Source organism: Veillonella parvula, assembly GCF_036456085.1.
Lineage (GTDB): Bacteria > Bacillota > Negativicutes > Veillonellales > Veillonellaceae > Veillonella > Veillonella parvula_E.
In genome coordinates this window covers 745,045-757,384 of sequence record NZ_CP138632.1, presented here as the reverse complement: position 1 = coordinate 757,384, position 12,340 = coordinate 745,045, and the positions used below count along the sequence as shown (strand labels likewise).

At 33.1% G+C, this 12,340-nt stretch carries 11 protein-coding genes and 1 pseudogene; 9 read left to right on the top strand and 3 right to left on the bottom strand.

Translation table 11 applies throughout. The annotated features are described in order from the left end of the window. The first annotated feature begins 304 nt into the window (after positions 1–304). From PK1910_RS03675 to PK1910_RS03660, 4 genes are all read left to right on the top strand, one after another. Positions 305–964: a TerC family protein gene (locus PK1910_RS03675; protein WP_058948448.1), complete on the top strand. Its 660-nt coding sequence runs from the start codon at positions 305–307 to the stop codon at positions 962–964. A 200-nt stretch (positions 965–1,164) separates the two neighbouring features. After that, positions 1,165–1,833, top strand: a complete 669-nt coding sequence (locus PK1910_RS03670) for a TerC family protein (RefSeq protein ID WP_058948449.1) — start codon at positions 1,165–1,167, stop codon at positions 1,831–1,833. Then, a complete protein-coding gene (gene rlmD / locus PK1910_RS03665) occupies positions 1,833–3,323 on the top strand; it encodes a 23S rRNA (uracil(1939)-C(5))-methyltransferase RlmD (RefSeq protein WP_058948450.1) in 1,491 nt (496 codons plus the stop codon). Before PK1910_RS03670 ends, rlmD begins: the two co-directional genes overlap by 1 nt. 193 nt (positions 3,324–3,516) lie before the next feature. Next, entirely contained in the window at positions 3,517–3,777 is a 261-nt protein-coding gene (locus tag PK1910_RS03660) for a hypothetical protein (RefSeq protein ID WP_024062202.1), read from the top strand. Here the strand turns inward: PK1910_RS03660 and PK1910_RS03655 are convergent, their stop codons facing one another. Together PK1910_RS03655 and PK1910_RS03650 are read right to left on the bottom strand one after the other, a co-directional pair. Then, on the bottom strand, positions 3,778–4,581 hold the full coding sequence (locus PK1910_RS03655) for an IS3 family transposase (RefSeq protein WP_058948451.1): 804 nt from the start codon (positions 4,579–4,581) through the stop codon (positions 3,778–3,780). A 31-nt stretch (positions 4,582–4,612) separates the two neighbouring features. Further along, positions 4,613–5,155 (bottom strand): helix-turn-helix domain-containing protein, encoded by a 543-nt coding sequence (locus tag PK1910_RS03650; RefSeq protein ID WP_058948452.1) that lies wholly within the window; start codon positions 5,153–5,155, stop codon positions 4,613–4,615. A gap of 159 nt (positions 5,156–5,314) precedes the next feature. Between PK1910_RS03650 and PK1910_RS03645 the strand changes: the two genes are divergently transcribed. The 4 genes from PK1910_RS03645 to PK1910_RS03630 are packed head-to-tail and all read left to right on the top strand — an operon-like array spanning position 5,315 to position 10,839. Beyond that, entirely contained in the window at positions 5,315–6,382 is a 1,068-nt protein-coding gene (locus PK1910_RS03645) for an ATP-binding protein (protein ID WP_058948453.1), read from the top strand. Next, positions 6,375–8,609, top strand: coding sequence for a S8 family peptidase (locus PK1910_RS03640; protein WP_058948454.1), 2,235 nt, complete (start codon positions 6,375–6,377; stop codon positions 8,607–8,609). The genes PK1910_RS03645 and PK1910_RS03640 overlap by 8 nt, the downstream gene beginning before the upstream one ends. A 22-nt stretch (positions 8,610–8,631) precedes the next feature. Beyond that, positions 8,632–9,339: an SMODS-associated NUDIX domain-containing protein gene (locus tag PK1910_RS03635; protein ID WP_024051168.1), complete on the top strand. Its 708-nt coding sequence runs from the start codon at positions 8,632–8,634 to the stop codon at positions 9,337–9,339. 18 nt (positions 9,340–9,357) lie between these two features. Next, positions 9,358–10,839 carry a nucleotidyltransferase gene (locus PK1910_RS03630; protein WP_024051167.1) on the top strand — a complete coding sequence of 494 codons (1,482 nt, stop codon included), beginning with the start codon at positions 9,358–9,360 and terminating at the stop codon, positions 10,837–10,839. Between the two features lie 129 nt (positions 10,840–10,968). On the opposite strand, the pseudogene PK1910_RS03625 reads toward PK1910_RS03630, so the two are convergent. Beyond that, positions 10,969–12,045, bottom strand: a pseudogene (locus tag PK1910_RS03625) (IS30 family transposase). 57 nt (positions 12,046–12,102) lie between these two features. Here PK1910_RS03625 and PK1910_RS03620 point away from each other — a divergent pair. Further along, positions 12,103–12,327, top strand: a complete 225-nt coding sequence (locus PK1910_RS03620) for a hypothetical protein (protein ID WP_206669384.1) — start codon at positions 12,103–12,105, stop codon at positions 12,325–12,327. Positions 12,328–12,340: the final 13 nt, after the last annotated feature.

Here is a 12,340-nt window from a genome sequence, read left to right as displayed (position 1 = left end):
TATAATACGATACCATAAAGTAGTCTAATATAATAGATAAACTCCCTAAAATTTAGGAATTAAATATGGAGTAAAATATAGAGTGAAATAAAGAACCATATATGTTAATTATTACTCTATAAATAAAGAGTTTATGTGTCGTAGAGATTTTATTTGTAGTCTTATATTTCTCTCATTAATATGAATAAAGTAATAGGAATAGAGTATGCTAAATATGAATATATATTTTACAAATTGAATTTTACACCACTTAACTATATTGATTATAATATATATACTATAGTTATATTATAAGGAGGATACATTGGACATCTTAACTGTACAAGGCTTATTAGCAATGTTACAAATCATTGTTATCGATATCTTACTCGCTGGTGATAATGCCATTGTTATTGGTATGGCGGCTCGCAACTTACCCGCACATTTACAGAAGAAGGCGATTTTTTGGGGCACAGCTGGCGCCATTATTTTACGTCTTGTTATGGCATTCCTATTTGTAGAGGCACTGAACAATATTCCTGCTCTTCGTTTAGTAGGTGGTATCCTTCTTTTATGGATCGGTTACAAACTTGTTGCTGATGATGAAAGCGAGCATAATATTGAAGCGAAGGATAGTTTGCGTGCTGCTATTACTACTATTGTAATTGCAGATGGTATTATGGGCATCGATAATGTTATTGGTGTAGTTGGTGCCGCTGGTGGTGATATGACATTAGTTGCTATTGGTATGCTTATTACAGTACCTATTATCATTTATGGTAGTACTTTATTTGTAAAAGTTATCGAACGCTTTCCAATCATCCTTTACGTTGGTGGCGGTATCCTTGCCTGGGTGGGTGCAGCAATGAGTGTGGAAGATAAATTAATTTCACATACCGTAGAACCGTATGCATTACTCATCAAAGTCGGAGCTGTTATCCTCGTAGTAGGGGCATCTTTGTTAGTAAAGAAACTTAAAAAATAATGTAATAAATCTCTTCTTCTAGTCATAGGAGGAGAGATATTTTTTCGTAAAAGTATTGTCATTATAAAGAACCTTATAGGCTAATCTTAAGAATAATAGTGGTAGTCTAAGAGCTTTCTTTTAGATGAGAAAATAGAGAATTTGTGGTATAGTTAAGGGATAGTTATTGAATTAGCAGAGTGAATTGAGGTAAGTACAGAATGGAATTTTTGGAAGCCGCTACGTGGATAACCATTAGTAAGATTATTTTAATAGATATTTTGTTAGCAGGAGATAACGCTGTTGTTATCGGTATGGCGGCTGGTAAATTAGCTCCAGAATTACAAAAGAAGGCTGTTATCTGGGGTACGGTAGGGGCTATTCTAATGCGCCTTATCTTTGCCACACTTCTTGTAGAAGCTTTAACGTTGGTACCTCTTATCCATTTAGGTGGTGGACTTGTGCTTGTATGGATTGCCATTCAATTACTCAAGGGTGGAGATGAAGATGCACATATCGAAGCTAAGAATTCTTTAATGGGTGCCATTTGGACAATTATTGTAGCCGATGCGATGATGAGTATTGATAATGTCATCGGTGTAGTAGGTGCCGCTAAAGGTCATTTAGAGCTTGTTATCGCTGGTATGTTAATTACTGTTCCAATTATCGTATTTTGCTCTACGTTATTTGCTCGTATTATCAATAAATTCCCTGCCATTCTTTGGGCTGGTGGTGCACTACTTGGCTGGGTTGCAGGCGAAATGATTGTGGAAGATCCACTTCTTATGCCATATATTCAAGGTGAAGAATTACTCGTGAAATTTGGCACTGTATTTTTTGTACTTATCGTAACTGGCATGATTAAAATTTGGAAGAAAAGAGATTCGTAATGAACGGTACAAGTCGTACATCTCGTAAGAAAAAATCTAAACAACAACGTAGAAACGGTAATCGTGCGAATACAGGTCAATCAGTTACTAGCACATTATCTAAGAAGCAACAGGCCATACTCAATGCTCCAGTTAAGTTAGGGGATGAAGTATTAGTTACTATTCATGGTATCGGTAGTAGTGGTGAAGGGGTAGGTCGTGTAGAGGATTTTACAGTCTTTGTTCCCTTTGCCTTGCCTGGAGAAACCGTGAAAGTATCCATCAATATGGTTAAAAAGACTTATGCTACAGGTAAACTCCTAGACATTGTTACTATGGCACCTAATCGTATCGATCCTAATTGTGACCTTTATGGATTCTGTGGAGGCTGCCAACTACAACACATTACCTATGAAGGACAGCTTTCACTAAAAACACAAAAGGTGAAGGACGTTATCGAACGCATTGGTCATCAAAATCCAGAACTTGTAAAACCAGCATTGGGACCTAAAGAACCATGGGCGTATCGGAATAAAATGCAAATGCCTGTAGGCGGGACTAAAGGTGCTATTCAAATGGGCTTTTATGCGATGGGATCTCACGATATCGTGCAAGGTACGAATTGTCCAATACAAGCAGAAGGTAATAATAGTATTGCTCAAGCTTGCTACCAAATCGCCAAAGAGTTTGATATTGAACCTTATGATGAACATACTGGTAAGGGTGTACTACGTCATGTCATCGGTCGTATCGGACAATCTGGATGGATGATTATCCTTGTAACTGCTACTGACCATTTACCACATCAAGAAAAGTGGGTAGAGAAATTAACAGAACGCATCCCTCAAGTAGAAACAATCGTTCATAACGTAAATAGTAAGCGTACCAATGTTATATTAGGACCTAAGAATCATATCCTCTACGGTGATGGAACAATTACAGATTATATAAAGGACTTACAATTTACCTTATCCCCACATTCCTTCTTCCAAGTTAATCCAGAACAAACTACAGTACTGTATGACCAAGCGCTAGCTTATGCGGATCTAAAAGGAAATGAAACAGTTATTGATGCGTACTGTGGTACAGGCACTATTTCACTATTCTTGGCACATAAGGCAAAACATGTTATCGGTATTGAAATCGTAGAACCTGCTATTATCAATGCTCGTGAAAACGCCCAACGCAATGGCTATGATAATACAGAGTTTATCGTTGCCGATGCGGCCGTAGAAATGCCAAAACTTTACAAAGCAGGCGTACGACCTGACGTTATCGTATTCGATCCAATCCGGGCGGGCTGTAAAGAAGAAGTACTAACCTCTGCGGCGGGTATGGAACCAAAACGTATTGTCTACGTATCCTGTAATCCTGCAACCATGGCACGAGACATTGAAATACTAACACACTACGGCTATGAACTACAAGAAGTACAACCTGTAGACATGTTCCCTATGACAGCGCATGTCGAAGCTGTTGCTTTGCTTACTAGGAGCGAAGCGACGCAGTGAGCATTAGCACTGCCCATACGATAGGCGTCCAAGAACACGAGGGAAAGACGAAGTGTGATTGGAAACGCCGAACCGCTGAGGCAGTGGCTTTGCTTACCAAGAGTGAAAGGACGCCCATATAATCAAATTTAAAATAGAAAAACCTAGAATTCATTTAAATTACAATTTTAGATTTAATCTTGTGAGGGATAATATGGATTTTATACATGATAGACATAGTAATATCCTTTTCAGTCTTTATGGTAGTAAAGTAAATAGAATTAAAATTCATAATAAAACATTAACGTTAACAGTTGACGAAATGTATCAATTGGTAGATGGTGAAGAAAAAGCATTCTCAGGAGAAATATGTTTTAACAACTGTGATTTAGATTTGGGGAATGTACTGATATTTAACAAAACCTTGGGTGAAGGTCGCTTTTTGATCTGCACCCATTTTCTTGGACAGATATAATTAAGCTATTCTTTGGGAATGAGTTCGGTATTCTACCGGGCTCATTCCTTTTAATTTGAGCTTAATACGTTTTGTATTGTAATAATCAATATAATCTTTTAATTTGTTGATAAAATCTTCATAGGAAGTAGATTCCTCTAAATATAACAACTCTGATTTTAGTAAGCCAAAGAAGTTTTCCATCACGCTATTATCCAAACAGTTTCCTTTTCGAGACATACTTTGGATGATAGCGTGATTTATTAATGTTTCTTGATAACTGCTATGCTGGTACTGCCATCCTTGATCTGAATGTAAGATGCAACCTTTGCTATGTGGCCTGTTCTTAAAGGCTTTATCCAGCATAGATAACACCTGTGTTAATACAGGTCGTTCTGATATTTCATAGGATACAATTTCTCCATTATACATATCTAAGATTGGTGATAAATAAACCTTACGCCCAAACAAGTGGAATTCGGTAATATCTGTGGTCCATTTTTGATCTGGCTTTGTTGCAGTAAAGTTTCGCTTAATAATATTAGGAGCAATTTTTCCTTCTGTACCTCTATATAAACGATACTTCTTTAGACGAACTTTGCATGTTAAGTTTTCTTCCTTCATAATACGCATCACAACTTTATGATTTATATTGAAGCCTAATTTATGTAATGCTATTGTGATTCGTCGATATCCGTAACGACCCTTGTTCATCGATACAAGGGTACGAATAGCGTCTCGTTCCTCTATATATTTGTCCCCTTTATTTATGCTGGCTAGGCGCGCATAATACGTACTTCGACTAATACCAAAGTATTTGAGCATAAACTGAAGCGGATATATTTTTCTTAATCTTTCAATGGCAATTGCTTGTGCTTTTTTTTACGGCTCGATTAGGTTTAGCAATTTCACGCATTTCTTTCATAAAGTCGTCATAAAAAGATATTTCATACTTTAATCGAGCATTTTCAGCTTCCAGTTCTTTAATACGTTCCTTATCTGATTTTTGGCTTGAATCTACTTGTATCTTAATTTCTTTCTTAGTCTTCATAGGTGGTCTACCTTTAGGCTTGGGTTGCAACCCCAAAATCCCTTCTTCTAAATACCGCTTTTGCCATGTAGCAATTAGACTAGGGTTATCTAAATTAAATAATTCTGCTGTTTCTTTAAAGGATAACTTATTCTTCCACCTAGCTTCAAGAACTTTACGTTTAAAATCTGCTGAAAATACTTGTGTACCAATTTTATGGGTCAAATTATGATTAAGGTTAAACTTGTGTAGCCAATTTTTTATAGTACTTTCTGGCACCTCAAGCTCTTTAGCAATTCTAAATCGACCCCATCCTTTTTCAGAAAGATAAATTGCCTTTTCTTTTACTTCTTTTGAGTATTTTGACATAAAAAACTGCACCTCCCAAAATTGTGTCCAATTTTTGGGGTGCAGTTCACTAATATAACCTTTGACATAAAAAGCAAAAGTTTGAATATTTGTCCCATAAGTATAGAATTATGTCCCAATATATGATATAATAAAAAAGAAAATAGGAGGTATAGCAATATGAAAAAACAAAATGTTTTGAATTTAATAAAATACCATGTGGAAAGGAACGAAAATTCCTTTAGAAATGAAGCGATAGCAATAGCAAGATATTTTGATAGCATAGGAGATTATCAGTTATCCGAATATATTATGGGGTTAATATCTGAATCAAATTTATATTCACCACAAAGTAGTGATTTTGAAAGTGAGTTTTTAAAGCAAGTTGAAATAAGAAATTTAGAGGCTTTAAATTTACCGCTTGAAATAACAGAGGATATAAAAGGCATTATTAATGCTGTAAATCATAATGTTGGTATTAATAAATTTTTATTTGAAGGATTACCGGGAAGTGGAAAAACAGAAGCAGCAAAAAATGTTGCAAGATTGCTGGATCGCTCTCTTTTTAGAGTGGACTTTGAAAATCTGATAGATAGCAAGTTGGGGCAGACTAATAAAAACATTGTAAAAGTCTTTAGAGAAATAAATATGCTTCCAAATGCAAATAAGGTTGTGGTTTTATTTGATGAAATTGATGTTATTGCTTTGGATAGAATTAATTCTAATGATATTAGAGAGATGGGAAGAGTAACATCTACGATTTTAAGAGAATTAGACAGATTAACAGATCTTAATAAAGAAATAGTGCTTATTGCAACTACTAACCTATATTCCAATTTTGATAAGGCATTAGTCAGAAGGTTTGATGCAGTTATTAATTTCAACAGATATAGTGATGATGATTTAATAGAAGTAGCGGAATATTATTTTTCTTCGTTTATCAAGAATTTTAAAGGAATATCCAAAGATACAAGATTATTTAAAAAAATATTGAAGACAGCAAAAAAAATACCTTATCCTGGAGAATTAAAAAACATTATAAAAACATCACTTGCATTTAGCGATGTTAGTTCTGAGTATGATTATTTGAAAAGATTATACAATAGCTTGATAGGAAGTTTAGATCAAAAGGATATAAACCAGCTTCATGAGGAAGGATTCACTGTAAGAGAAATAGAAAAATTAAAAGGGGAGTCTAAAAGTGCTGTCTCAAGAAAGTTAAAGAAGGAGGAAGTAGATAGTGAATAATGTCTTGGAATTAAAAGGGAAACGCTTTTTGCAAACCAGTAAAAATGGTATGCGTGGTGGTATAGCCATGAACGGGAAAGTGGAAGTCAGTACAGAGCATTTGTTAAGATTAAAATCTCAGCTAATTCAGATTAAAGAATTTTGGGATAAAGAAACAAAACCATTTGAAGGGATTTTAGTTAGCGTTTATTACAATAAAATTGTTGCAAAAAGTAATCGAATCGCCGGACTTTTTAAAGGTGCGGATTCTAATGAAGCAATTGTTGGAGCAAAATTTAATAGAGATAAGAGCAAACACATCATAACATATTTTCTTGATGAGTATGATTTGATAAAAAGTATAGAATTGATTTCAAATACTTTAAATATATTGTCCCAAAAATTTGCAGGCAAGATCAGCAAGAATATATTTGAAGATAAAAATATTGTCAATCCACGAGTTTTTAAAGATCTTTCTGTGAGTATGTCAATATTTAAACAGGTGATTGCAGATGTATCATACATTGATTCTTTTGAAGTAGAGTTACCTACGATAGATGTAAAGCAGAGCATTATAACTTTGTATGACGTAAGAAAAGATACCAAACTATTATTTGAAAGATTAGGGATAGATATTTTAAGTAGCAGAATTTTAGATAATCAAACTGTTTACTTAGACGAAAAGCAGGTAGGACTACTTTTCGAAAAAGCACCTTATCTTGTTTCAATGGCAACCGTTGATTTATCAAATTTATCACCTGATGATTTTATCAATGAGTATCAAACAAAAATGGTAACTATACCATCCCCATCTATTGAACCAACAATTGGGGTGATAGATACCTTATTTGATGAAAGTGTTTATTTTAGTGATTGGGTTGAATATCATGATATGGTCTCAGAAGATATACCAAAAAATCCAAAAGATTATAATCATGGGACAGCAGTGTCTTCCATTATTGTTGATGGAGCAAGATTAAATCCTTGGCTGGATGATGGTTGTGGAAGGTTTAAGGTTAGGCATTTTGGAGTAGCGGTAGGTGCTGAATTTTCTTCATTTTCAATAATAAAGAAAATAAAGAGTATTGTAGTAAATAATTCAGATATAAAAGTCTGGAATATTTCACTTGGTAGTAATCAGGAAATTAATGACAACTTTATTTCTGCTGAAGCTGCAACATTAGATAAAATTCAGTTTGAAAACAATGTAATATTTGTTGTTGCAGGAACAAATAAACCAAGTGCAGATATAGTAAAAATAGGATCTCCGGCAGATTCTGTTAATAGTATAGTTGTAAATTCAGTTAGTAAGAATGGTATGTCTACTAAATATGCTCGTAAAGGATTAGTATTATCTTTCTTTGCAAAGCCAGACGTAAGTTATTATGGCGGTAGTGAAGAAGAATACATTAGGATTTGTGAACCTTTAGGGGCGGCAAGTGTTGCCGGTACTTCCTATGCTGCACCTTGGATTGCAAGAAAATTATCCTATTTAATTGATGTATTAGGGCTTAACAGGGAAGTCGCAAAAGCTATGATTATTGATGCAGCGAGAGGTTGGGATGAAAAACCAACTCCTGAAGAAGTTGCCTTATATGGGCATGGAATTGTACCCATTCATATAAATGAAATTATTCAAACAAAAGATGATGAAATAAAATTTGTGGTATCAGATATTAGTGAAAAATGGAATACTTATAATTATGATTTTCCTGTTCCTCTAAAGGATAATAAGTACCCCTATATTGCAAAGGCTACAATGTGCTATTTTCCACTGTGTGATAGATTGCAGGGGGTGGACTATACAAATACGGAATTGAATTTGCACTTTGGTCGAATAGGAGATGATAAAAAAATTAAGGATATTAAAGGTGATAAACAGAATACAGAAGACACATTAGATGGAGAAAGAAATTATCTTGTGGAAGGTGAAGCAAGAAAGCAGTTTAGAAAATGGGATAATGTAAAGTATATTGCAGAGAGTGCTACAAAAAGAATGATACCAAAAGATTCTTATAGAAATAAGAATTGGGGCATGGAAATAAAAACAAATAACCGATTAGCTCCTCAAGATGGCGTAGGAGTTAGGTTTGGTGTTGTTGTAACACTCAAAGAAATGAATGGAGTTAATAGAATTGATGAATTTATCAGAAGTTGTACATTGAATGGTTGGCTAGTAAATGTAATTGATATTGTTAATAGAGTAGATATTCACCAAAAAGTGAATGAAGAAATTGAGTGGGAGTAATAATGAAAGTGTGGGGATATAAGTGTTAGAAAATATAGGAACTAATTTGATTAGCAGTGGAATTTGGTTTTTGATTGGTATATTTGCAGCTAATTATAGAAGAATAGGGTTGTTTGTAAAATCGTTGATACATTGGAGCGAAGATATTAGGTTTAGTATTGCGTATTTATATAAAATAAAAATAGATGATAAATATCTTTTAATTAAGGGAAGTAAAATAGAACAACTGCAACCTGTTGGTGGAGTATATAAGGTTTGTAGTTCGTTTAGTACTATTGAAAGGAAATTGAATATTATTTTTGAAAATGAACGAGGTTTTTATGAAAAAGAAGATTTAAGATTTTGTATAAAAGGAAAAAATATTAGCAAAGTTCTAAATTGGTTTGATAGTAGAAAAAATAGGGAAGTGGCGGTATATAGAGAGTTTTATGAAGAAATTATAAAAAATAACATATTGCCTATAGAAGTCTTAAGTAGCATGAGAATAGAGTTTTTAAAGCAAATAAAACCTAAAATGGCTTATTCTAAGCATTTTAAAAAGAATGAGATATTATTATTTGATATTTACGAGATTCATTTACCAGATGAATATACTGATATGATACGTAAATATGTAAAAGAAGAGAATGATTTAATTAAGCTTGTAGATAGAGAAGACATTGAAAAGGAATGTGTTGATATAAGAGGAAAATCATTTAAAATAGGAGCTCATTCGCAATATATTATTTAATAAGAGAGGGGGAATAAAATGAAAAAATTTGAAATGTCGAAGGAGATAAAAGAGCTTATTAATGAAATTGATGTTTCTGAATCAAATTACGAAAAAGCATCAAACAGGTATAAGGCAATTGCAAACTATATAAAAGAATCTGACCTAGCAGAATATAGTCCGGATATTTACTTACAAGGTTCTATTAAATTAGGAACAGCAATTAAACCTCTTACTGAAGACGGGGCGTATGATATAGATATTGTTTGTAATATGACGAAAAAAAGAAGAAATCACCAGACTCAAAGAGAATTAAAAGACGAACTTGGAAAAGTAGTTAAAAATTACTCGTTAAAGCATAGTATGGAAAATTTTCCAAAAGAAAGCAATAGGTGTTGGACATTAAATTATGTAGATGAATCAAATTTTCATATAGATATTTTACCTGCTGTTCCTTGGAATGATACGGATGATGGAAATATTGCAATTTCAGATAAAAGAAGTGATAACTATGATGATATAACATTTGACTGGGAAGTTAGTAGTCCTAAAGTATATTCCGATTGGTTCAAAAAACAAAGCGATTTTCAAATTATAAAAGAATCCTATGCTAAACGATTTTATGCAAATATAGAAGAAATTCCAGATTATAAAATAAAAACTCCATTACAAAGAATTGTGCAATTATTAAAGAGACATGCAGAAGTTATGTTTGAAGATGATATGGAACAAAAACCGTCTTCCATTATAATTACTACTTTGGTTGCAAAAATTTATCCTGAAAGTATGATTATTAGTGATGATTTTAAAACATTATTATTGAATGTAGTCAAAAATCTTTTGAGTGGAGTTGAATATGAAAATGAAAATCCTTGTATTTATAATCCGGTTAATAGAAAAGAAAAATTATCTTTGAAATGGGATAAGGATGGAAAATACTTTGAAAATTTTTTGAAGTGGTATGATCAACTTAAAGTTGACTTTAGCATAGATAATAAAGCAATGTCTTTAAATGAGAGTTTGTTTTATATGCAGAGAAGTTTGCGTAAAAATACTAATGAAATTGGAATCTCGTTAAATTCTTTAAGTTATCATCAAAAACCTAAATGGAAATTATCAAGTATTGCTAAGACTAACGTAGAGATAAAAGCATATTACAGTTGGCGTGGTTTCAGATTTAAGCAAATAAAAAGTGGTGAAGCTTTGAATAAAAAAGGAAAACTTAGATTTGAAGTCAATGCACTTACACTTAATATAAAAGACTATGATATATACTGGCAAATAACCAATACTGGTTACGAAGCAATAAATGCGAATTGCTTAAGAGGAGACTTTTATAATTCTAAGCTTGAACAAGGAAAAAGAATAAGAACAGAAGAAACTTGCTATGTAGGTAGACATTATGTTGAGGCGTATTTGGTAAAAAATGGTATTTGTTATGGGAAAAGTAAACCTTTTGAAGTTAATATAATTGATGGTATTACTTTTGAGTGGTTTAATACCAAAAAACTCGGAGGGTAGTGTATGTCTGATACAATTATATATTGGTTATGGTAAAAACAATACCTGAAGATATTATTAAGGGACTAATAGCATCATTTGTAATTTTACTTATAATAAAACTTGTTAACAAAGTTAAATTTTTAAATTTTAAATTGCAATATGAAATTGAACAGTATCCAAATCTACAATTCTATTAACTTCTTCAAGAAAGACATCCAAGGGGGTTCTATAATTTAGAAGCTTGCGTGGCAAATTATTACACCATTGAAGTGTTCGTTGAATTGTTTCCTCTGAAACGGCTTTTATTGGCATTCCTTTCGGTATACATCTACGAAGTAAACCATTATGCCTTTCGTTTGATCCACGTTCCCAAGCAGAATAAGGTCTAGCAAAATAAATAGACAAGGTTTCATTTTCTAAATTAGATATCTCTGAAAACTCTAAACCGTTATCTGCAGTTATTGTTTTACATAAGCAAGCTAGATTAACATCTTTAAACGTATTTAACCATGCATGCAGTGTTTCTTTTACATCAGTAGCACGCGCTGAGGGACATCGTAAAGCCACATACAATCTGCTTTTACGCTCAAGTAAAGAGATTAAAATATGGTCTGTCTTATCTTTTGTTCCACGGACGGTATCTAATTCCCAATGTCCGAATTCCTCGCGCGTTTCAATAGTAGGATCGCGAAGTTCTATGGATTTACCAAGTTCTCGCTTATGTTTTCTAGAAATAGATTTTCGTTGGGAACGCCGTACTACCAATGGTAAATCAATTGCTTTTATACCTAATACACCTTTGTGAAGATAGTTATATAAAGTTTTAGTACAAACCATTTCATTACGCACAAACAACCCCTTATGTTTAGCATATCCAACAGCAGCATCAAATGACCAACGATCAGCTAGAGTCTTGCTTTCAATCTAATTTATAAAAGATTCTATAGCACCAATTCTCATGGTATTAAAGGAGCCAACACGTTGTCATTCATATGTTGCTTGTCCAGAATCAGCTAAATATACAAGTTGAGATTTACCATGTCGAATTTGAATTACAGTACCACGTTTTAATTCTGTATAAATAGTTGTTCTAGAACGGCCCAGTGCACGTGAAATTGCAGCAATACTATCTCCTAGAACGATTCTCTTTTCTAAATAAAATCGTTCTTCGAAGTTTAAGTGTTTGTTTGTGTGTAATGTCGTGTTATGATTATTGTAGTCCATAGTGATTACCTCGGTTATATTTTGATTAGTCACCTAAATCATAACACAAGGTTCACTATGGATTTTTTATGTGTTCAATTTCATTCTACAATTAAGCAAAAAAATAAATATCTGATATTATCCAAAAAAGTGGTTGAAGTTTTTAATATCCATAAAGAGCAACAGGAGCATATTGAAAAAGCCATTTTTTCAGTTTTAAGAAACTATAGTGAGGAGGACCTTCAAATGGTTATGAAACTGACGGATGATGTTGAACAGGTATGGCGAGAATTACCGTGGTAAAAATCACGGTAAT

Bases quoted from the DNA above. Each gene is read 5' to 3' on its own strand.
- PK1910_RS03620 (WP_206669384.1), top strand. From the start codon at position 12,103: ATGGATTTTTTATGTGTTCAATTTCATTCTACAATTAAGCAAAAAAAT.
- rlmD (WP_058948450.1), top strand. From the start codon at position 1,833: ATGAACGGTACAAGTCGTACATCTCGTAAGAAAAAATCTAAACAACAA.
- PK1910_RS03650 (WP_058948452.1), bottom strand. From the start codon at position 5,155: ATGTCAAAATACTCAAAAGAAGTAAAAGAAAAGGCAATTTATCTTTCT.
- PK1910_RS03645 (WP_058948453.1), top strand. From the start codon at position 5,315: ATGAAAAAACAAAATGTTTTGAATTTAATAAAATACCATGTGGAAAGG.
- PK1910_RS03655 (WP_058948451.1), bottom strand. From the start codon at position 4,581: ATGCTCAAATACTTTGGTATTAGTCGAAGTACGTATTATGCGCGCCTA.
- PK1910_RS03670 (WP_058948449.1), top strand. From the start codon at position 1,165: ATGGAATTTTTGGAAGCCGCTACGTGGATAACCATTAGTAAGATTATT.
- PK1910_RS03660 (WP_024062202.1), top strand. From the start codon at position 3,517: ATGGATTTTATACATGATAGACATAGTAATATCCTTTTCAGTCTTTAT.
- PK1910_RS03630 (WP_024051167.1), top strand. From the start codon at position 9,358: ATGAAAAAATTTGAAATGTCGAAGGAGATAAAAGAGCTTATTAATGAA.